This window comes from Nocardia sp. CS682, assembly GCF_004634405.1.
Lineage (GTDB): Bacteria > Actinomycetota > Actinomycetes > Mycobacteriales > Mycobacteriaceae > Nocardia > Nocardia ninae.
Genome location: NZ_CP029710.1, coordinates 7,229,818 through 7,250,327 on the forward strand (window position 1 = coordinate 7,229,818; position 20,510 = coordinate 7,250,327).

At 65.6% G+C, this 20,510-nt stretch carries 19 protein-coding genes and 1 tRNA gene; 15 read left to right on the forward strand and 5 right to left on the reverse strand.

What is annotated here, in order from left to right:
- The first annotated feature begins 94 nt into the window (after window positions 1–94).
- The 9 genes from trpC to DMB37_RS32790 all read left to right on the forward strand — a co-directional run bounded on the left by trpC (window position 95) and on the right by DMB37_RS32790 (window position 9,243).
- A complete protein-coding gene (gene trpC, locus DMB37_RS32750; RefSeq protein ID WP_107655248.1) occupies window positions 95–913 on the forward strand; it encodes an indole-3-glycerol phosphate synthase TrpC in 819 nt (272 codons plus the stop codon).
- Window positions 910–2,172 carry a tryptophan synthase subunit beta gene (gene trpB, locus DMB37_RS32755; RefSeq protein ID WP_135235973.1) on the forward strand — a complete coding sequence of 421 codons (1,263 nt, stop codon included), beginning with the start codon at window positions 910–912 and terminating at the stop codon, window positions 2,170–2,172. The genes trpC and trpB overlap by 4 nt, the downstream gene beginning before the upstream one ends.
- A complete protein-coding gene (gene trpA / locus DMB37_RS32760; RefSeq protein WP_135235974.1) occupies window positions 2,169–2,969 on the forward strand; it encodes a tryptophan synthase subunit alpha in 801 nt (266 codons plus the stop codon). Before trpB ends, trpA begins: the two co-directional genes overlap by 4 nt.
- A gap of 95 nt (window positions 2,970–3,064) precedes the next feature.
- A complete protein-coding gene (gene lgt / locus DMB37_RS32765) occupies window positions 3,065–4,225 on the forward strand; it encodes a prolipoprotein diacylglyceryl transferase (RefSeq protein ID WP_135235975.1) in 1,161 nt (386 codons plus the stop codon).
- 250 nt (window positions 4,226–4,475) lie between these two features.
- Window positions 4,476–5,003, forward strand: coding sequence for a TM2 domain-containing protein (locus tag DMB37_RS32770; RefSeq protein WP_135235976.1), 528 nt, complete (start codon window positions 4,476–4,478; stop codon window positions 5,001–5,003).
- A 275-nt stretch (window positions 5,004–5,278) separates the two neighbouring features.
- Window positions 5,279–6,007: a transporter substrate-binding domain-containing protein gene (locus DMB37_RS32775; protein ID WP_370465432.1), complete on the forward strand. Its 729-nt coding sequence runs from the start codon at window positions 5,279–5,281 to the stop codon at window positions 6,005–6,007.
- Between the two features lie 12 nt (window positions 6,008–6,019).
- Window positions 6,020–6,688: an amino acid ABC transporter permease gene (locus tag DMB37_RS32780; protein ID WP_135235978.1), complete on the forward strand. Its 669-nt coding sequence runs from the start codon at window positions 6,020–6,022 to the stop codon at window positions 6,686–6,688.
- A 213-nt stretch (window positions 6,689–6,901) separates the two neighbouring features.
- Entirely contained in the window at window positions 6,902–8,320 is a 1,419-nt protein-coding gene (gene pyk, locus DMB37_RS32785; RefSeq protein WP_186818892.1) for a pyruvate kinase, read from the forward strand.
- 95 nt (window positions 8,321–8,415) lie between these two features.
- Window positions 8,416–9,243, forward strand: coding sequence for an acyl-CoA thioesterase II (locus DMB37_RS32790; protein ID WP_240772607.1), 828 nt, complete (start codon window positions 8,416–8,418; stop codon window positions 9,241–9,243).
- Window positions 9,244–9,323: 80 nt separating this feature from the next.
- Here the strand turns inward: DMB37_RS32790 and DMB37_RS32795 are convergent, their stop codons facing one another.
- The 5 genes from DMB37_RS32795 to DMB37_RS32815 form a co-directional block, all read right to left on the reverse strand.
- Window positions 9,324–9,743 (reverse strand): hypothetical protein, encoded by a 420-nt coding sequence (locus tag DMB37_RS32795; protein ID WP_135235980.1) that lies wholly within the window; start codon window positions 9,741–9,743, stop codon window positions 9,324–9,326.
- 136 nt (window positions 9,744–9,879) lie between these two features.
- A complete protein-coding gene (locus DMB37_RS32800) occupies window positions 9,880–10,497 on the reverse strand; it encodes a low molecular weight phosphatase family protein (RefSeq protein WP_135235981.1) in 618 nt (205 codons plus the stop codon).
- Window positions 10,498–10,729: 232 nt separating this feature from the next.
- The gene (locus DMB37_RS32805; RefSeq protein WP_135235982.1) at window positions 10,730–11,242 is read right to left on the reverse strand and encodes a phenylacetaldoxime dehydratase family protein; all 513 of its coding nucleotides are present in this window, start codon (window positions 11,240–11,242) and stop codon (window positions 10,730–10,732) included.
- 127 nt (window positions 11,243–11,369) lie between these two features.
- Entirely contained in the window at window positions 11,370–12,167 is a 798-nt protein-coding gene (locus DMB37_RS32810) for an SAM-dependent methyltransferase (RefSeq protein ID WP_135235983.1), read from the reverse strand.
- A 1,629-nt stretch (window positions 12,168–13,796) separates the two neighbouring features.
- Window positions 13,797–13,880, reverse strand: a tRNA-Leu gene (locus DMB37_RS32815).
- Window positions 13,881–14,104: 224 nt separating this feature from the next.
- Between DMB37_RS32815 and DMB37_RS32820 the strand changes: the two genes are divergently transcribed.
- The 6 genes from DMB37_RS32820 (at window position 14,105) to DMB37_RS32845 (ending at window position 20,492) form a co-directional block, all read left to right on the forward strand.
- Window positions 14,105–14,722 (forward strand): ANTAR domain-containing response regulator, encoded by a 618-nt coding sequence (locus DMB37_RS32820; RefSeq protein ID WP_014983319.1) that lies wholly within the window; start codon window positions 14,105–14,107, stop codon window positions 14,720–14,722.
- A gap of 228 nt (window positions 14,723–14,950) precedes the next feature.
- Window positions 14,951–16,150, forward strand: coding sequence for a branched-chain amino acid ABC transporter substrate-binding protein (locus DMB37_RS32825; RefSeq protein WP_135235984.1), 1,200 nt, complete (start codon window positions 14,951–14,953; stop codon window positions 16,148–16,150).
- Window positions 16,151–16,247: 97 nt separating this feature from the next.
- Window positions 16,248–17,285 (forward strand): branched-chain amino acid ABC transporter permease, encoded by a 1,038-nt coding sequence (locus DMB37_RS32830; RefSeq protein WP_135235985.1) that lies wholly within the window; start codon window positions 16,248–16,250, stop codon window positions 17,283–17,285.
- Window positions 17,282–18,709 carry a branched-chain amino acid ABC transporter permease gene (locus DMB37_RS32835; protein WP_370465245.1) on the forward strand — a complete coding sequence of 476 codons (1,428 nt, stop codon included), beginning with the start codon at window positions 17,282–17,284 and terminating at the stop codon, window positions 18,707–18,709. The genes DMB37_RS32830 and DMB37_RS32835 overlap by 4 nt, the downstream gene beginning before the upstream one ends.
- Window positions 18,706–19,698 carry an ABC transporter ATP-binding protein gene (locus DMB37_RS32840; protein WP_135235986.1) on the forward strand — a complete coding sequence of 331 codons (993 nt, stop codon included), beginning with the start codon at window positions 18,706–18,708 and terminating at the stop codon, window positions 19,696–19,698. Before DMB37_RS32835 ends, DMB37_RS32840 begins: the two co-directional genes overlap by 4 nt.
- A 98-nt stretch (window positions 19,699–19,796) precedes the next feature.
- Window positions 19,797–20,492: an ABC transporter ATP-binding protein gene (locus DMB37_RS32845; protein ID WP_135237963.1), complete on the forward strand. Its 696-nt coding sequence runs from the start codon at window positions 19,797–19,799 to the stop codon at window positions 20,490–20,492.
- Window positions 20,493–20,510: the final 18 nt, after the last annotated feature.

Below are 20,510 nucleotides of genomic sequence, written 5' to 3' on the forward strand. Positions count from 1 at the left end.
GGTACGCCCATTTATTCTTTGTCAGCATCGGTGAGACAGCGCCTGGGGGATTCTCAGGCAGCAAGTCCGTCTCCCCAGAAAGGATTCGAGCCAGATGACGGTACTCGACTCGATTCTCGACGGGGTCCGCGCGGATGTGGCCGCTCGGGAAGCCCTCCTCGACTTCCAGGCGATCAAGGCGGCCGCCGCGGCGGCGGCAAGCCCACTCGACGCACGCGCGGCCCTGCTCGAAGACGGCATCGGCGTCATCGCCGAGGTGAAGCGGGCCAGCCCCTCCAAGGGCGAACTCGCCGACATCCCCGACCCGGCCAGCCTGGCCAAGGCGTACGAGGACGGCGGCGCGCGGATCATCAGCGTGCTCACCGAGGGCCGGCGCTTCCACGGGTCGCTGGAAGACCTGGACGCGGTGCGCGCCACCGTGAACATCCCGATCCTGCGCAAGGACTTCGTCGTCGGGCCGTACCAGATCCACGAGGCCCGCGCGCACGGCGCCGACGTGATCCTGCTGATCGTCGCGGCGCTCGAGCAGGACGTGCTGTCCTCGCTCATCGACCGCACCGAATCGCTCGGCATGACCGCGCTGGTCGAGGTGCACACCGAGGAAGAGGCGGATCGCGCGCTCGAGGCAGGCGCCTCGGTGATCGGCGTGAACGCTCGCAATCTCAAGACCCTGGAAGTCGACCGGGACGTGTTCGCCCGGATCGCACCCGGTCTGCCGACCGAGGTCATCCGGATCGCCGAATCCGGCATCCGCGGCACGGCCGATCTGCTCGCCTACGCCGGCGCGGGCGCGGACGCCGTTCTCGTCGGCGAAGGCTTGGTGACCAGCGGCGATCCCCGCGCGGCCGTGTCCGAGCTGGTGACCGCGGGTACCCACCCGTCCTGCCCGAAGCCGGCGCGGCGGGGCCGGTGACCGGAGTGACAGAGCTACCCAAGGCCAGCGACGGCGTCGCACACCGCAGCGCGCACGAACCCGATACCGGCGGCCACTTCGGCGTCTACGGCGGCAGGCACGTCCCCGAGGCGCTCATGTCGGTCATCGAGGACGTCACCGCGATGTATGAGAAGTCCCGGCTCGACCCGGACTTCCTCAACGAACTGGACCGGTTGCAGCGCGACTACACCGGACGCCCGTCGCCGGTGTTCGAGTGCACCAGGCTCGCCGAGCACGCGGGCGGCGCGCGCATCCTGCTCAAGCGGGAAGACCTGAACCACACCGGTTCTCACAAGATCAACAATGTGCTCGGCCAGGCGCTGCTCGCCAAGCGGATGGGCAAGACCCGCGTCATCGCGGAGACCGGCGCCGGTCAGCACGGCGTCGCCACCGCGACCGCCTGCGCGCTGCTCGGCCTGGACTGCGTCGTCTACATGGGCGCCGTCGACACCGCCCGGCAGGCGCTGAACGTGGCGCGGATGCGGCTGCTCGGCGCCGAGGTCGTCTCGGTGACCACCGGTTCGCAGACGCTCAAGGACGCGATCAACGAGGCGCTGCGCGACTGGGTCAGCAACGCCGACGACACCTACTACTGCTTCGGCACCGCCGCCGGCCCGCACCCGTTCCCCATGCTGGTGCGCGACTTCCAGCGGGTCATCGGCCTGGAGGCCAGGGTGCAGGTGCAGGAGTCCACCGGGCAACTGCCCGATGCGGTCGTGGCCTGCGTGGGCGGCGGCTCCAACGCCATCGGCATCTTCCACGCCTTCCTCGACGACCCCGACGTCCGGCTGGTCGGCTACGAGGCGGCCGGTGACGGCGTCGAAACCGGCAGGCACGCGGCCACTTTCACCGGCGGCACGCCCGGCGCGTTCCAGGGCGCCTACTCGTACCTGCTGCAGGACGAGGACGGTCAGACCATCGACTCGCACTCTATCTCCGCGGGTCTGGACTACCCGGGCGTCGGCCCCGAGCACGCGCTGCTCAAGGACATCGGCCGCGCCGAATACCGCCCCATCACCGACACCGAGGCGATGGACGCCCTGCTGCTGCTCAGCCGCAGCGAGGGCATCATCCCGGCGATCGAGTCCGCACACGCCGTCGCGGGCGCGCTGCAACTGGGCAAGGAGCTCGGCCCCGGCTCGATCATCCTGGTGAACCTGTCCGGTCGCGGTGACAAGGACATGGATACGGCGGCGCGCTGGTTCGGGTTGATCGACGAGAAGGACGAGCAAAAGTGAGTCAGCAGTCCCGTCTCGCCAATACCTTTGCCGCGACGCGTGGTGAGGGTCGTGCCGCGCTCATCGGCTACCTGCCCGCGGGCTACCCCGATCTGGCCGGTTCCATCGAGGTCTGCCGTGCCATGGTCGAATCCGGTTGCGACATCGTCGAAGTCGGCGTCGCCTACTCCGATCCGGTGATGGACGGCCCGACCATCCAGGCCGCCGCCGATCAGGCGTTGCGCGGCGGCGTGCGGGTGCGCGACGTGTTCTCCGTGGTCGAGGCGATCACCTCGGCGGGCGGCCAGGCCGTGGTCATGAGCTACTGGAACCCGGTGCTGAAGTACGGCGTCGACAACTTCGCGCGCGATCTCGCCGCGGCGGGTGGCGCCGGAATCATCACGCCGAACCTCATTCCGGAGGAGGCCGACGACTGGTTCGTCGCCTCGTCCACGCACAACCTCGATCGCATCTTCCTGGTCGCGCCGTCCTCCACCGAGGAGCGTCTGGTCAAGACTCTGGAAGCGTCGCGTGGCTTCGTGTACGCGGCCTCGACCATGGGCGTCACCGGCGCCCGCGATGTGGTGTCCTCGGCCGCGCCCGCATTGTGCGCGCGCATCCGGGCGCATTCCGACATCCCGATCGGCGTCGGTCTCGGCGTCCGCTCGGGCGCGCAGGCGGCCGAAATCGCTTCCTACGCAGACGGAGTCATCGTGGGCTCGGCGTTGGTCACCGCCGCGGGCGAGAGCCTGGACGCGGTCCGCGCGCTCACCGCCGAACTGGCCGAGGGCGTGCGTTCGGCGACCGTCGCCTCGTAAGTACGGCCACCGTCGGCGGTGATTCCTACGCTGTACGGTGACCGCCACGGTGCGGTGGTTCCTGCGTCGCCGCGGTTCTCCGCTACGGTGGCCCCGTGACCTTACAAGTCCTGGCGTACATACCCAGCCCCCCGCAGGGCGTGTGGCACATCGGTCCATTCCCGTTGCGGGCCTACGCGCTGTGCATCATCCTCGGCATCGTCGTCGCCATCTGGTGGGGCGAACGGCGCTGGCGCGACCGCGGCGGCCAACAGGGCGCGATCCTGGACGTCGCGATGTTCGCGGTGCCGTTCGGTCTGGTCGGCGGTCGGCTGTATCACGTCGCCACCGACTGGCAGAAGTACTTCGGCCCCGATGGTGACCCCAAAGCCGCGCTGGAGATCTGGAACGGTGGCCTCGGCATCTGGGGCGCGGTGCTGCTCGGCGGCGTCGGCGCCTGGATCGGCTGCCGGGTGTACCGAATCCCGTTGCCCGCGTTGGGCGATGCGATCGCGCCGCCGATCCTGCTGGCGCAGGCGATCGGCCGCCTCGGCAACTACTTCAACCAGGAGCTGTACGGTCGCACCACCGACCTGCCGTGGGGCCTGGAGATCTACTTCCGCTACGACGACAACCTGAAGCCGGACGCGATGAACGGCGTCTCCAACGGCGTCGTCGACAAGGTCGTGCACCCCACGTTCCTGTACGAGCTGATCTGGAACGTGCTGATCGTGGTGCTGCTCGTGCAGCTGGACAAGCGCTACCGGATCGGGCACGGACGCCTGTTCGCGCTGTACGTCGCCGGTTACAGCTTCGGCCGCTTCTTCGTCGAGCTGATGCGCGACGACGAGGCCACCAAGCTCGCCGGAATCCGCATCAACTCGTTCACCTCCGCGATCGTATTCCTCGCGGCCATCGCCTATTTCGTGTTCGCGACCAAGGGCCGCGAGGCTCCCGAACAATTGCAACCGTCGACGGAACGCCGTCCGTGGCCGTGGCAGATCGGTGCGTTGCGAGCGGCAGGTGCGTCGTCCGCGGGATCGGACACGGTTGTGCTGGAGAAGGATTCGGCGGAAACCGACGGTGCGACCGCGACGGACAACATCGAGACGGAGTCGAGCGAAACAGCCGACGCCGTCGAGAAGGACGCTGCCGTGGAGAAGGACGACGCCGTGGAGGGGGACGCTGCCGACACCTCCGCCGACACGGCAACCGGCGTCGACTCGGACGCGACCACCACTGCGTCCAAAAAAGTAGCGGATCCCGACAAGCCCTGAATATGACGGTGCCGTCGTCGACTACGCGGCGGCACCGCCCATGGCCCCCATTCGGGTTGCTCCGAATTTTCCGCCGTTCGATAACAGCGCCGCGTCCGCAGCGGATAACCCGGGCGAGTGCCGAGAGCTACGGGGCGACAAAACACTCCGGTCCAACCAGAATGTCTCGTGATCGTCGCGAGCATCTTCCCGCTCGGCAGATCGATCAATGCCGGGCAGTGGGTGCCCCGCACGAATGAGGAGGACATTGGTGACCGACCCCTACCAGCAGAACAACCCAGGATTCGGTGGACCGCAGTACGGTCCGCCCGGGACAGGGCCGGATCTCAACAAGCCGCAGGACACCGCGGCGCTCCCACAGTTCGACGCCCAGCAGTCCGACCCCTACGCGCAGCCGCAGTACGGCCAGCCGCCCGCCGACCCGTACGCCCAGCCGCAGTACGGCCAGCCCAACCCCTACGGCCAGCAGCCGGGCGGTTACGCGCCCCAGTACGGCCCTCAGGGCTACAACCCGAACGACCCGGAAGCGCCTTACGGCCGCGATCAGTTCGGCGTCCCTTTCTCGGACAAGCAGAAGCTCGTCGCGGGCCTGCTGCAGATCTTCCTCGGCGCGTTCGGTGTCGGCCGTTTCTACACCGGCTACACCGGCATCGCCATCGCGCAGATCGCGGTCTTCTGGCTGACCTGCGGTATCGGCGCGATCTGGACGATCATCGACGGCATCCTGATGCTGACCGGCAAGGTGCCCGACAGCGAGGGTCGTCCGCTGCGCGAGTGAGTCGCGATATCGAGACGACGGGCATCGCCGATTCGGCGGTGCCCGTTCGGCGTTCCTGGCTCGGCAATCCGGCAGGTCAACGCCCCGAAAAATGGGGGCGCAGCCATTCGACGCGCCGGTTGTTTCCGCGAGTACAACCCTTTCGCGCACCATGATCGAGATAGGGTCCTTCGCAGAAGTCCCGGCGTAGCATGAGCCGGATTTGCGTGTTGTGTGTGGGATGTCCATACACCGAAGAGAGGGAACCCGTGCGTCGCAAGCTGTTCGCCGCCGCCATGCTCGCCATCGTCGCCGCCACCGGGCTCACCGCCTGCAGTAGCAGCAGCGATGCGAACGTGTTGAAGGTCGGCACCGAAGGCACCTACTCCCCGTTCAGCTTCCAGGGCACCGACGGCAAGATCACCGGTTATGACATCGAGGTGATCCAGGCGGTCGGCGACAAGCTCGGCAAGAAGGTCGAGTTCGTGCTGACGCCGTGGGACGCGATCTTCGCCGGCCTCGAGTCCAAGCGCTTCGACCTGGTCGCCAACCAGGTGACGATCAACGACGAGCGCACGAACAAGTACGCGCTGTCGAGCCCCTACACCACCTCCGACGGCGTGATCGTCACCCGCGCGGACAACAACGCCATCACCACCCTCGCCGACCTGAACGGCAAGACCTGCGCCCAGTCCGCCACCAGCAACTGGGGCAAGGTCGCCACCGGTGCGGGCGCGAAGGTCGAGGCCGTCGAAGGTTTCGTGCAGGCCATCCAGCTGCTGAAGAACGGCCGTGTCGACGCGACCGTCAACGACAGCCTCGCGGTCGCCGAGTACACCAAGAAGACCGGCGACACCGGTGTGAAGGTCTCCGGGAAGACCGGCGAGACCAGCAAGCAGGCGTTCGCGGCCCGTAAGGGCGACGCGGTGATCGCCGATGTCGACCGGGCGCTCAACGAGCTGCGGGCCGACGGCACACTGGCCAAGATCTCGGACAAGTACTTCGGCACCGACGTCAGCAAGTAGCCGACGCTCTCCATGGATGCCGCTACTCGGGAACTGATCTGGCACAACCTGTGGCCGATGCTGCAGGCCACCGTCGAGAAGACACTTCCGCTCACCGCGATCAGCTTCGTCATCGGCCTGGTGATCGCGGTGTTCGTGGCGCTGGCCCGGATGTCACCGATATGGCCGCTGTCGGCGGCCGCCCGGTTCTACATCTCGATCATTCGGGGCACGCCGCTGCTGGTGCAGCTGTTCATCGTGTTCTACGCGATGCCGCAGTTCGGCCTCGTGATCGATCCGTTCCCGGCGGCGGTGATCGCGTTCAGCCTCAACGTCGGCGGGTACGCGGCCGAGATCGTGCGGGCGTCCATCCTCAGCGTGGCGAAGGGGCAGTGGGAGGCCTCGCAGGCGCTCGGCCTGCGGTATCCGCAGATGATGGGGCTGATCATCTTGCCGCAGGCCTCGCGGATCGCGGTCCCGCCGCTGTCCAACACGTTGATCTCGCTGGTGAAGGACACCTCGCTGGCCTCGACCATCCTGGTGACCGAACTGTTGCGCGTCGCGCAGATAGCGGCGGCGCCGACCTTCGACTTCTTCGCGCTCTACGGCGTCGCGGCCATCTACTACTGGGTCATCTGCCTGTTCCTCGGCTTCGGCCAGACGCGGTTGGAGACGCGCCTGGCCCGGCACGTGGCGACCTGATCGATCCGGCCGACCGAGACCCGATTTCGACGCGGCAGCTAACTACCAGCGAGTAACATTTCTGCGCCGCTGGTCCGACCCCGCGACGCTGGCCAGGCATGTTGCGCAATGCGTAACGCTTGGAGGTTTCACCAAGTAAACGTTCATTTTTTTACCCAGCTTTCACCTGGGGCACAGCGGGCCCCGGGTACTGGTCGGGACTAGGCTCTACCCGTGATGCGACGGACGAAGATTGTGTGCACGCTCGGCCCGGCTACTGCCACCGAGGACCGTATCCGCGAACTCGTCGAGAGCGGCATGGACGTGGCTCGACTGAACTTCAGTCACGGCGAACACGCGGATCACGCTGAGAACTACAAGAAGGTGCGGGCGGCCTCCGACCACCTCGGCAGAGCGGTCGGCATCCTGGCCGACCTGCAGGGACCGAAGATCCGACTCGGCCGATTCATCGAGGGCAAGACCGTCTGGGCGACGGGTGAAGAGGTCAGGATCACCGTCGACGAGGTCGACGGCACCCACGACCGTGTTTCGACCACATACAAGGAACTCGCGCAGGACGCGAAGGCGGGCGACCGGCTGCTCGTCGACGACGGCAAGGTCGGGCTCACCGTCATCCGGGTAGACGGCAACGACGTCGTCTGCCGGGTGACCGAGGGCGGACCGGTCTCCAACAACAAGGGCGTTTCGCTGCCGGGCATGGATGTCTCGGTGCCCGCGCTGTCGGAGAAGGACATCGAGGACCTGGAATTCGCGCTGAAGCTCGGCGTGGACTTCATCGCGTTGTCGTTCGTGCGGTCCCCGGCCGACGTCGAGCTGGTGCACGACATCATGGACCGGGTCGGGCGCCGGGTGCCGGTGATCGCCAAGCTGGAGAAGCCCGAGGCCATCGACAACCTGGAAGCCATCGTGCTCGCGTTCGACGCGGTCATGGTGGCCCGCGGTGACCTCGGCGTCGAGCTCCCGCTGGAGCAGGTGCCGCTGGTGCAGAAGCGGGCCATCCAGATGGCGCGCGAGAACGCCAAGCCGGTGATCGTGGCGACCCAGATGCTGGAGTCGATGATCGAGAACTCGCGCCCGACCAGGGCCGAGGCCTCCGATGTCGCCAACGCGGTGCTCGACGGCGCCGACGCGGTGATGCTCTCCGGTGAGACCTCGGTCGGCGCCTGGCCGATCGAGACGGTGCGCACCATGGCGCGCATCGTGCATGCGGTCGAGACCGAATCGACCAGGGTGCCCCCGCTGACCCACGTGCCGCGCACCAAGCGCGGTGTCATCTCCTACGCCGCCCGCGACATCGGCGAGCGGCTCAACGCCAAGGCACTGGTGGCGTTCACCCAGTCCGGTGACACGGTGCGCCGCCTGGCTCGGCTGCACACCCCGCTGCCGTTGCTGGCGTTCACTCCGCTGCCGGAGGTGCGCAGTCAGCTCGCGCTGACCTGGGGCACCGAGACCTTCATCGTGCCGATGGTGGACACCACCGACGCTATGATCCACCAGGTCGATGTAGCACTGCTGTCCATGGAGCGATACCAAAAGGGTGACCTCGTGGTAATCGTGGCCGGCTCCCCGCCGGGTACGGTCGGTTCTACCAACCTGATCCACGTGCATCGCATCGGTGAGGAGGATCATTAATAGTGAATAGTTCCCTTGGAGGGTCGGTCGTCGATTCGTCGGCGGCCGGGAAGTCTGATCTCGACGTTTTGCTCGGTCTGCTCGATTTGGAGCAGATGGACGAGGACGTGTTCGTCGGTCAGCATCCGGAGAAGGTGTGGAGCCGCACGTTCGGCGGCCAGCTCGTCGCGCAGGCGATCATCGCGGCGGGCCGCACGGTCGGTGACCGTCCGGTGCACGCGATCAACGCGCATTTCGTGCGCGGCGGCGACCCGAAGAAGCCGATCGAGTACCGGGTGGACCGGCACCGCGATGGCCGCGCGTTCGCCAACCGCACCGTCACCGCCCTCCAGGACGACCAGGAGCTGTTCGTGATGCTCGCGGCGTTCCAGGACTGGAACAAGGGCCTCGAGCACGGGCATCCGCTGCCCGACGTGCCCGACCCGGACACGCTGCCGCGCATCGAGGAGACCTTCGTCGGCTTGGAAGACAAGCTGGAGATGTTCATCAAGGCGCCGCACCCGATCGACATGCGCTACACCAACGACCCGGCCTGGATCCTGAAGGGCACGGGGGAGCGGCTCAACCACAACCGAGTGTGGATGCGCACGGACGGGCGACTGCCCGACGACCCACTGCTTCACGTTGCGACGCTTGGCTATTCGTCCGATACCACGGTGCTGGATTCGATCATCACCACGCACGGACTGTCCTGGGGACTGGACCGGATCGTGGCGGCGACGGTGAACCACTCGATCTGGTTCCACCGGCCGTTCCGGTTCGACGAGTGGGCGCTCTACGCCACCGAGTCCCCGGTTGCCTCGGGCTCGCGTGGTCTGGCCACCGGCCGCTTCTTCTCGCGCAGCGGGGAGTTGCTGGCTACCACGGTGCAGGAGGGGCTGATTCGGCACTTCCCGGCGCGGGGGGCCAACGCCGCGCGGTAGGTTCACTGTTCGCTGACTATCGCCGCATCCGCTTCCCGGCCGGGAAGTTGGTGCGGCGCAGTCGTTTCGGGGGTCTCGCGTCAGATCCGTTCGCGCTCGACGTCGAGGTCCAGATCGGCCCGCTGCATGGCGCGGATGGAGAACGGGATGTTCTGGCCCGGCTCGGTGCGGGCGACACCGTAGATCCCGTGCAGCAGTTGCTGTTCCAGGCGGGCCACGTCGGCGTCGGTGAGCACGGTGGGTGCACCGACCAGGCTGAGCGCGATCTCGTAGGTGCCGCGGTCGCCCGGTTCGTCGCCGGGATGCTCCATCCGCCACTGGGTTTCGAGCGTCACGTGGGTCGGATCGTCGGTATCCACCGGCAGCGTGAAGCGCCACGCGAACATGTCGCGGTCCTGCAGGTGGTCATCCACCACCTCGCGCACGGTCTCGACGACTCGTTCGAGGGTTTCCGGTGTCACATACACATGGAGCGAAACATCCGAAATGCGTTTCGGCATGTCTATTCCTGTCGTGTGTCGAACCAGCAACGGCGGAAAGTTGTTGTCCGCGGGAGTGTAATACTTCCGGCGCGGAAATGGACATAGCAGCCCTGCATTGCTGTGTCGAAGGGGTGATATTCGCTGAGCCGGAAGACTACCTGACGCGGTGCGCGGCCAGGAAAGTCGCCAGCGGCGGGTTGGCGTCCGGTTCGATGATCAACCCGCGCTGCTCGTCGGCGACGGGCCTGGTCTGCTCGTGCGGGGCCAATGCGAGCAACAGCGGGACCAGTGCTTCGGCGATCCGGTCGCCCACGTCGCAGTACGCCTGCTCGGACAGTCCGATCGGGTCGGTGATGTTCTCCCGGCCGACGATCGACAGGTCGTTGCGGGACTCGTGCAGTGCGGCGATGGAGCGGGCGCCGGTGACGTGGGCGATCCGGTGCGCTTCCAGCAGGGTGAAGGTGCGGCAGGCCACCCCGAACCCCATCTCGCTCACCGTGTCGCGGATCTGCTGGGTCATGGTGAGCACCAGGTCGGCGTTGTCCACCATCTCGTCCTTGAGCCGCCTGGCCTTGAAGTTGCTCGCGTCGCCGCCGAGGCCTTCGATGGCTTGCGCGGCAAGTGGTTCGACCGGGAAGCCCACGAGTGCCCGGGTGCCCGCGCTCTCCGCGGTCAGGTTCGGCAGGGCGTGTTCGACCGCGATAGCGCGGGTCAGGCGCTCGGCAATCACAGAACGGCAAACATTGCCGTTGCAGACGAACAGGACGTGCATAGGAATACGGTAAACGTTCGATAACGCCGTCGATGTCCGAAAACCTCCGAAACGTGCGCTCTGGAGCAATATTCATCTGCAGGTCGGTTGCCGTACACGAGGAACGGCGCACAAGTTCCCGGGATGAGGTGTGCGTCGCATTTGCCGTTGATCATGTTCAGGTGTGTCCCTGTGCACTTACCCCATGATGGGATCATCGAAACATAGCGTTGTGATTAGCTTGTGATACGAACTACTCGGGTTCGCCGCTGTAGTAACTCTTTTCGTCGACCACCGGCGCGACCTTGGCCGGCTCGTCCCGCACCCGGCCCCTGGTGGAGAACATCCGCCCGCGCGAGGCGACCACCGGCGCGAACCGTGCCATGCCGGTCGGGGTGTGCATGTCGCCGTACATCGCGTCGATGCCGCCCCGCATGAAGTACGCCTCGTGCCAGAACCCGGTGCCGCCGGCGTCCTGCAGAAACTTCTGCCACCAGTCCCGGTGCGGAGCCGACCTGGTCCAGCGTTCCAGGCTGTCCAGGTCGCGCCAGTACTGCCGGGCGCCCCAGTGCGGCGGGAACAGCGACCAGATCACGTCCTCGTGCGAGAGCAGCCCGTCCGGCCGATCCTGGTGCGAGCGATAGAGTTTCGGCCCCAGGCCGAGCAGACGCAGGATGCCGCGCGGCTTGTGCACCCGCATCCCGAGGTAGATGACCACCAGATCTGGGTATTCGCTCAGATCGACAGTCGTTCTGTTCACCCGCATCGCAACCTCCGCTGATTTGGGCGTCGTTGTGCCCTACTCTACGGGTGAATACGAGATGGGCGCCCGAACGGTTCGATGTTGTAAGCGCCCCCGGTCCACGCACCGGGGGCGCCGCTGTTCTCCAGTATCAGGGCTTGCGTGCGACTCCGCCGTACGCGGAAATGGGCTGTGCCTCGCCCACTTCGGTCGCCGGGGGCCGCCACTGGGTGATCGAGACGAAACCGGGCTCGATCAGCTCCAGGCCGTCGAAAGCGGCGCGGATCTGCGCCTGGGGGCGGGGCACATAGGGCACGCCGCCGCTGTTCGTGTAGTTCTCGCACAGCGTGACGTAGGCCTGGCTGTCGTCGGTGCCGTCCCACAGCACCAGGTAGCTGCCCGGCCGCACCTCGCCCATCACGGTGCGCACGATGCGCAGCATCTCGTCGTAGCTCTTGGCGTGGCCGAGCACGCCCATGAACATGACGCCGATCGGTTCGTCGAAGTTCAGCACGTTGCGCGCGTCCGCGACGATCTGCTCCGGGTAGTGGTAATCCGAGTCGATGTAAGTGGTGACGCCTTCGTTCGTGGTGCTGTTGAGTAGCGCGCGGGCGTGCGCGAGGACCAGTGGATCGTTGTCCACGTACACGACTTTCGACTCCGGCGCGATCGCCTGCGCGACCTCATGCGTGTTCTGCATGGTGGGCAAGCCGGTGCCGATGTCCAGGAACTGGCGAATACCTTCCTCCCGGGCGAGGTGGCTCACCGCGCGGATCAGGAACTGCCGCGACTGCACCGCCATAGTGCGGATGTCCGGGTCCACCTCGAGGCTGGCATCCCCGACGATCTGATCGATTTCGTAGTTGTCCTTGCCGCCCATCCAGTAGTTCCAGATTCGTGCGGAATGCGGGATATCGGTCCGGATCGTGGGGATGTGGTCATCGGACATGGTGTTTCGACTCCTCAGCGAAATGACCGGCAGCACCACCGATCATGTTGGTACGAGTTGCATCCGATCTGCTGTGCGTCAGTATAAGTTTCAAGCTTCAACCGTGGTGGAGATCCGCCAGCTACCCCTTCTTTTCTCCCGGGATTCGCGAGGGGTGAGCGCACTCGGGCGTTCCAATACGCACCACTACACCCCTGCGGTGAGGAACGCGCACGCAATGCTTCGAGCTTGCAAACCCCCAGCACAAGAGGGCTACCCTCCATCGCAACCAATCCGCTCACTCCTACCTCTGGCGACACCACCACAGGTAGCCGACTCCGCTGAAGGATGACGGCGCGCGACCGCCTGCTGGAGGCCGCCGAGTGCCTCCGATCCCTCCCCCAGCACCACTCGGGTAAACCCTTGTCGGGCAATCGGACCCGAATGTTCCCCTCCAGTCGTGGTGCGCACACCCCTTGTCATTCACCCACATATAGGGCGTAGGGCTCACAGATGGGGTGTGAGGTTTCGGTCTGCACCCTCGAAGGGTGCGAACGCGCGCGGATTAGGTGTGTAATCGCCTGTGAGACAACAATTCTGGTCATCACCTGACATAAAGTGGTGACACCTCTTCCCGAGGGGCGATGGACACGGTCCAGACATCGCGCCCAGGGAGGAGGTGGTGGGAATGGCGAAACATCGCCGGAAAAAGCGAGAGGCTCCGGTCGATTACGGCATCATCTTGACAGGAGCTGCCGTGATCGCCGGAGCGCTCGTACTGGTCCGCTGGTTGCGGGCTAGGTAAACCCCACAGGTGGTGCGTCGCACCACCGGCGTCCCACCGTCCAGCATCACTCACGTGACGACTCGATTGTACTGGTCGCCCCCAGCAGCACGCGACTTCGCAGCGAACTAAATGCGAAACCGATCCGGCCATTCCCCACTGCAACCGAGCCACTCGCGCTGCTAAAGATTGTGTAGTTCCAGTCTGCACCCACAAAGGGTGCGAACGCACGCTGATTCGGTGTGGAATCGCCTGTGTGTCAACGTTTCTGGTCTTTGCCTGACATAGAGTGGTGACACCTCTTCCCGAGGGGCGATGGACACGGTCCAGACATCGCGCCCAGGGAGGAGGTGGTGGGGAATGGCGAAACATCGCCGGAAAAAGCGAGAGGCTCCGGTCGATTACGGCACCATCTTGATCGGATCTGCCGTATCGCCGGAGCACTCGTCTTGGTCCGCTGGATGCGGGCTAGGTAACCCACCAGATGGGGCGTCGTGCAACTGGCGTCCCACCGCCCAGCATCACTTACGTGACGACTCGATTGTACTGGTCGCCCCCAGCAGCACGCGACTTCCCAGCGAATCAAATGCGAAACCGATGGGGCAACGCGCCGTTGAACTTCCAGGTATTCCTGTGCGGATCTCCAGGCTGGAACAATCCGATGGCGTCAAAGGCGCTGTACTAGTTTTACAAACCGTGCGCAAAGAGGTGAGCAATCGATCGCGACCATCCCAACCCACGCCACCACTGGAAGGGGGTTCGGGGGGCGAAGCCCCGCCGAGCGGGGTCTGGGGGCTGCGCCCCCAGTGTGACGACGAGACACCCAAGTCCGCGCATCCCGCGGACAAGGGTGTCCCAGTGTCGAGTGCCGAGTGTGGGACTCGAACCCACACGTCCTTTCGGACAACGGTTTTTGAGACCGTCGCGTCTGCCAGTTCCGCCAACCCGGCGCACCGGGAGAAAATGATAGCGGGTGGGGTGGGCTTGGACCTAACTGGTTGGTCGTCGGCCCGCGGCCGGGCGGTTTGCCCTGGGTATATGAGTTCTATGCCGAAGTGAAAGGTACTCTTTACATCACTCGATAGCGCGGTGGTGAGGTCGATGGTCGGGTAGTTGGACCAACGTCCAACCTTCGGCGTGTCGGAGCAGGCATCTGAACCAGAGGGGTCTACCTATGAGCACAGCAGCAGGGGGCGCAGGCACGAAGCGCGACGCGGGGGCGAAGCGGGTTGTCGTCGCCGAGGACGAGGCGCTCATCCGCATGGATCTGGTGGAGATGCTGACCGAAGAGGGTTATCTGGTGGTCGGTGAGGCCGGCGACGGTCAGCAGGCGGTGGATCTCGCCGTGGAGCATCGACCGGATCTGGTGATCATGGATGTGAAGATGCCGCGCAGGGACGGCATCGATGCGGCGGCCGAGATCGCGTCGAAACGTGTTGCGCCGGTGGTGATTCTGACCGCGTTCAGTCAGCGCGACCTGGTCGAGCGGGCGCGTGACGCGGGCGCGATGGCCTATCTGGTGAAGCCGTTCACCAAGTCGGATCTGGTGCCGGCGATCGAGCTGGCGGCGAGCCGCTTCCACGAGATCACCGCGCTGGAGGGCGAGGTGGCGAACCTGTCCGACCGGCTGGAGACGCGCAAGCTGGTGGAGCGGGCCAAGGGCGTGCTGATGCAGACCCAAGGTCTTTCCGAGCCGCAGGCGTTCAAGTGGATTCAGCGGACCGCAATGGATCGCCGGACTACGATGAAGGCTGTCGCGGAGGTCGTGCTGGAGAACCTCGCTCCCAAGTGACCTCGGTCGTCGCCGGGTGTGAATTTTACGCGTGCGAAACGCGATCGTGAACAAAAATTCGACACGATGTCGCGTTCATGATCCGAATGTGATGCGGAACTAACGTATGAACGCTAAGTTCTGACCGGGCTGACGTGGTCGGCCTCCTCGGTGATCCCGGGGGAGCACAGGACTTAGAGGTGAAACGTGCTTAGTTCGACATGGCACAGTCGTACGACGCGAGGTGTTTTGGCTATCGGCGCTGCCGCCGCGCTGGTGCTGACCGGTTGTAGTGACAAATCGACCAGCAGCAACGGTACGGATTCGTCCGGTACCAGCGGCGCAGCCGGGCTGTCCATCCAGCCGGTAGTGCAGGTAGACATCAACGGCAAGGAAGTTGCGAAGGCTGACGCGTCCAAGGCCGCCGACCCCGCCGGCGACGGCAAGGCGACCTGCGCCCCGACCAGCATCGCCTTTGCCGGCGCGTTGACGGGCCCGAATGCTGCGCTCGGGATCAACATCGACATGGGCGCGAAGCTGGCGCTCGATCAGCACAACAAGGCCAACCCCGGCTGCCAGATCACGTTGAAGTCGTTCGACACCGAGGGCGATCCGCAGAAGGCCACCCAGGTCATCCCGCAGATCGTGAACGACAAGTCGATCGTCGCCCTGCTCGGCCCGACGTTCTCCGGTGAGACCAAGGCGACCGGCAAGATCCTCAGCGACGCCGGCCTGGCCTCGCTGACCTCCTCGGCCACCAATGCCACGCTGACCCAGAACGGCTGGACCAGCTTCTTCCGCGGCCTGGCCCATGACGACGTGCAGGGCCCTTCGGTGGCGAAGTACCTGACCGGCACCGCGGGCTACAAGAAGGTCTGCGTCGTGCAGGACAACAGCGACTACGGCACCGGCCTGGCCAAGAGCATCACCGACGGTCTCGGTGCCGCGGCCGACGCCAGCTGCTCGTCCAGCATCAAGACCGGTGACAAGGACTTCTCCGCCACGGTCACCAAGGTCGCCGGTGCGAACGCGGACGCCGTCTTCTTCGCCGGCTACTACGCCGAGGGTGCGCCGCTGGCGCAGCAGCTGAAGTCGGGTGGCTTCAAGGGCGTCTTCGTCGCCCCGGACGGCACCAACGACCCGCAGTTCCTGTCCCAGGCGGGCAGCGCGGCCAAGGGCGCGACGCTGACCTGCCCGTGTGGTCCGGCTCCGGAGAAGTTCGAGAAGGACTACCAGGCCTTCAACAAGCAGCCCTCGGGTGTCTACTCGGTCGAGGCCTACGACCTGGCCACCATCCTGGCCAAGGGTATCGACGCGGGCAAGGTAACTCGTCCTGACCTGCTGGAGTACGTGCGTAGCTACGACGGTGCCGGACTGGCCCGTCAGTACAAGTGGAGCGCCAACGGCGAGCTCAGCAACGCACTGATCTGGATCTACACGGTCAAGTAACCCATACACACGAGTCGCGCAGCACGTACCGGGGTTCGCGCGAATCCCGATACGTGCTGCTGTTTCGTGAGGGCGAATGAATGAGGGCGAATTACGAATGACACCCACTGCATTAGCCGGCGCTGTACAACTCGCCGGCGGATCAATCGACTTCAACTATGAAGGCGTGATCCAAGATTTCTGGCGACTGACCGTCGACGGATTGTCCTATGGTGCGATCTACGCACTGGTCGCTGTCGGCTACACCCTGGTCTACGGCGTTTTGCGGCTTATCAATTTTGCCCATTCGGAAATATTCATGCTCGGCCTGTTCGGTCAGTACATCGGGCTCATGTTGCTCGGTTTCTCGCCGAGCGGTGATGTCTACTCCCAGGGCATCATCCTCACCATCACCTATTTGGCGCTGGCGATGATCTTCGGCATGGCGGTCTCCGGGGCCGCGGCAGTCGGATTGGAACGCGTCGCCTATCGGCCGCTGCGCAGGCGTGGCGCCAAACCCCTGATCTTCCTCATCACCGCCATCGGCGCCTCGTTCGTGATCCAGGAAATCGTGCACTTCGTGCTGCCGAAGATCTGGCCGTCCGTGGGTGGCACCAATGCCCAGAAGCCGATCATGCTGGTGGAACCGACCACGCAGTTCAGCTTCGGCGGCGCGGACGTCAGCAACGTGACGCTGGTGATCATCGTCGCCGCGGTCATCCTGGCCATCGTCACCGAGCTGCTCATCAACCAGACCAAGTTCGGCCGCGGCATCCGGGCCGTGGCACAGGATCCCGACACCGCGACGCTGATGGGTGTCTCGCGGGAGCGGATCATCATGCTCACCTTCCTCATCGGCGGCGTGCTCGCCGGTGCGGCCGCGTTGCTGTACGCGCTCAAGATCCCGAACGGGATCATCTACTCGGGCGGATTCATCCTCGGCATCAAGGCGTTCAGCGCCGCGGTGCTCGGCGGTATCGGTAACCTGCGCGGCGCGCTGCTCGGCGGCCTGCTGCTCGGACTGGCGGAGAACTACGGCCAGATCCTGTTCGGCACCGAATGGCGCGACGTGGTCGCGTTCGTGGTGCTCGTGCTGGTGCTGATGATTCGGCCGACCGGCATTTTGGGTGAGAGTCTCGGGAAGGCACGAGCATGAACGTTTCGACCAAGACTGCCGCTCCGCCACCGGCGCCGGAGCGACCGATGCACGGTGTCGGTGACGCCCTGCGTTCCTGGTGGGGCGGTCTGTCCCGGCCTGCTCAGTGGGCGGTCGGCGTGCCCGCCCTCATTGCGCTGGCGTTGCTGCCGTTGTTCCCGCCCCCGTTCATCGACACTCCGGGCACCAGCTTCGGCGGCGTGATGGCGCAGTTCGCCATGTACGCCCTGCTCGCTGTCGGCCTGAATGTCGTTGTCGGACAGGCGGGTCTGCTCGACCTCGGCTATGTCGGGTTCTATGCCGTCGGTGCGTACACCGTCGGCCTGCTCACCAGTCCCAACAGTCCGTGGAATCAGACCGGTGAGGGCTGGTTGAACGACGACTGGGCGTGGCTGGCCTGTCTGCCGCTGGCGGTGGCGGTCACCGCGGTTTCCGGCCTCATTCTCGGCACGCCGACGCTGCGCTTGCGCGGCGACTATCTGGCGATCGTGACGCTCGGCTTCGGTGAGATCGTCCGGCTGCTCGCCGACAACCTCGGCGACGTGACCAACGGCAGCCTCGGCCTGTCCGGCATCGCCTACCCGCACATCGGCGAGTCCGAGACGAAGCCGAACGGCGTGTTCTCCTCCGGCAATGTCGGAAACTCGGAGTCCGCCAACCTGCTCGACAAGGCCAACGCGGGCGCCTGGTGGTTCTGGGTCGGCATGGTGCTGGTGATTCTCACCCTGCTGATCGTCGGCAACCTGGAGCGCAGCCGAGTAGGCCGCGCGTGGGTGTCGATCCGGGAGGACGAGGACGCGGCCGAGATCATGGGTGTGCCCACCTTCAAGTTCAAGCTGTGGGCGTTCACCATCGGCGCCGCGGTCGGCGGGCTCTCCGGCGCGCTGTACGCGGGGCAGGTGCAGTTCATCAATCCCACCGGGTTCAACATCATCAACTCGATGCTGTTCCTGTGCGCGGTCGTGATCGGCGGGCAGGGCAACAAGCTCGGCGTGATCGTCGGCGCGTTCGTCATCGTGTACCTGCCGAACCGGTTGCTTTCGGTGCAGGCGGTCGGGCAGACGGCGGTCGGCTGGATCGCGTTGATCTTCACCATCGCGCTGGTCGTCGGGCTGATCGTGGGGTGGCGCAGGTGGGCTCGTGATCAGGAACGGCCGATCCGGCTCGGCTATCTGGCCGGCGGACTGGTCGCCCTGATCGTGATGCTCGTCGTGCTGAATAATGTGCTGGTCTTCCAGAAGCCGGGCGCTCAGTCACTCGGCGACTACAAGTATCTGTTCTTCGGCATCACGCTGATGGTGGTCATGATCTTCAAACCGCAGGGCCTGTTCCCGGTCCGGCAGAAATTGCTCGCCTACGGGCGGCAGGTGTACCAAGCCGTGCGCAGACCGTCCGGCGACGACACGATCGGAGCGACCCGATGACCGGGCCGGGCGCCGGGGGCGCACTGTTCGACAACGAGGACATGGCCGCGGGCTATGTCGCCGAACCCGAGGCGGAGCCCAGTGCCGGTGTGGTCGACGTGACCGCGGTGATTCCGGACCTGGCCGACGCCGAGACGGTCGCGGAGGTCGTCGCCTCGCATCGCGAGATCGAGACCGAAGTCGGTGCGCCGCTGCTGCGCACCGAGGAGCTGACCGTGAAGTTCGGTGGTCTGACCGCGTTGGACGCGGTGAGTTTCGAGATCCGCCGCGGCGAGATCCTCGGGCTCATCGGGCCCAACGGCGCGGGCAAGACCACCTGCTTCAACGCGATCACCGGGGTGTATCGCCCGTCCTCGGGCACCGTGTATTTCGACGGCGCACCGCTGACGAAGACCAAGCGCAACGCCATCACCCGGCTCGGCATCGCGCGTACCTTCCAGAACATCCGGCTCTTCAACGAGATGACCGCGTTGGAGAACGTGGTGGTCGGCACCGACGCCAGGCACAAGACCTCGGTGCCGGGCGCCATCTTCCGCACCGCGCGGCACCGCCGCGAGGAACACGACGCGATCGAGCGGGGCATGGCGCTGCTCGAATTCGTCGGCATCGCACCGATGGCAGTGGAGAAGGCGCGCAACCTTTCCTACGGCGATCAGCGCCGCTTGGAGATCGCCAGGGCGCTGGCCACCGAGCCGAAGTTGCTCTGCCTGGACGAGCCCGCGGCCGGGTTCAATCCGAGCGAGAAGTCGGCGCTGATGGATCTGATCCGCAAGATCCGCGACGACGGGTTCACCGTGCTGCTGATCGAGCACGACATGCGCCTGGTGATGGGCGTGACCGACCGGATCGTGGTGCTGGAGTTCGGCCGCAAGATCGCGGACGGGCTGCCCGCCGAAATCCGGGAGGACCCCGCGGTGATCGCCGCCTATCTCGGTGTGCCCGACGACGCCATCGAGTCGGGGACGAGCGCGCACGGGACGGACGGGTAGGAGCAGCGATGACATCGCACAGAGAACCGGACCAGCAGACCGTCGACGTGACCAAGGCAGGTTCGGACGCGTCCGACACCCTGCTCGAGGTCACCGACATGGTCGTCAACTACGGCAGAATCCAGGCACTGCACGGGATTTCGCTGCGGGTGGCGGCGGGTGAGCTGGTGACCCTGCTCGGCGCGAACGGCGCGGGCAAGACCACCACCATGCGGGCGCTGTCGGGCCTGCTGCCGCTGACCCGCGGCAAGATCGTGTTCGAGGGTCGCGACATCACCCACATGAAGGCGCACGAGCGGGTGGGTGAGGGCCTGATCCAGGCACCGGAGGGCCGGGGTGTTTTCCCCGGCATGACGGTGCAGGAAAACCTCGACATGGGTTGCTATGGAAGGCCGTTCAAGCAGAAGGCGGAGTACAACCAGACGCTGGAATGGGTGTTCGAGCTGTTTCCGCGTATGTCGGAGCGGCGCAAGCAGGTCGGCGGCACACTGTCCGGCGGTGAGCAGCAGATGCTGGCCATCGGCCGGGCGCTGATGGCGCGGCCACGGCTGCTGTTGCTGGATGAGCCGTCGATGGGCTTGGCGCCCATGATCATTCAGCAGATCTTCCGGATCATCACCGAGATCAACCAGCAGGGCACCACGGTGCTGCTGGTCGAGCAGAACGCCCAGCAGGCGCTCTCACGCAGCCACCGCGCCTACATCATGGAGACCGGTGATGTCACCAAGACCGGCTCCGGTCGCGACCTGCTCACCGACCCGTCGGTGAAGTCGGCCTACCTGGGCGTCGGGTAGTTCCGGTGTAATCCCCAG

Coding starts and splice junctions, on each gene's coding strand:
- DMB37_RS32810 (WP_135235983.1), bottom strand. CDS start 12,167: ATGTCCGATGACCACATCCCCACGATCCGGACCGATATCCCGCATTCC.
- DMB37_RS32790 (WP_240772607.1), top strand. CDS start 8,416: ATGGACGAGGACGTGTTCGTCGGTCAGCATCCGGAGAAGGTGTGGAGC.
- DMB37_RS32795 (WP_135235980.1), bottom strand. CDS start 9,743: ATGCCGAAACGCATTTCGGATGTTTCGCTCCATGTGTATGTGACACCG.
- DMB37_RS32845 (WP_135237963.1), top strand. CDS start 19,797: ATGGTCGTCAACTACGGCAGAATCCAGGCACTGCACGGGATTTCGCTG.
- DMB37_RS32820 (WP_014983319.1), top strand. CDS start 14,105: ATGAGCACAGCAGCAGGGGGCGCAGGCACGAAGCGCGACGCGGGGGCG.
- trpC (WP_107655248.1), top strand. CDS start 95: ATGACGGTACTCGACTCGATTCTCGACGGGGTCCGCGCGGATGTGGCC.
- DMB37_RS32775 (WP_370465432.1), top strand. CDS start 5,279: ATGCTCGCCATCGTCGCCGCCACCGGGCTCACCGCCTGCAGTAGCAGC.
- DMB37_RS32830 (WP_135235985.1), top strand. CDS start 16,248: ATGACACCCACTGCATTAGCCGGCGCTGTACAACTCGCCGGCGGATCA.
- DMB37_RS32840 (WP_135235986.1), top strand. CDS start 18,706: ATGACCGGGCCGGGCGCCGGGGGCGCACTGTTCGACAACGAGGACATG.
- DMB37_RS32835 (WP_370465245.1), top strand. CDS start 17,282: ATGAACGTTTCGACCAAGACTGCCGCTCCGCCACCGGCGCCGGAGCGA.
- DMB37_RS32780 (WP_135235978.1), top strand. CDS start 6,020: ATGGATGCCGCTACTCGGGAACTGATCTGGCACAACCTGTGGCCGATG.
- DMB37_RS32800 (WP_135235981.1), bottom strand. CDS start 10,497: ATGCACGTCCTGTTCGTCTGCAACGGCAATGTTTGCCGTTCTGTGATT.
- DMB37_RS32805 (WP_135235982.1), bottom strand. CDS start 11,242: ATGCGGGTGAACAGAACGACTGTCGATCTGAGCGAATACCCAGATCTG.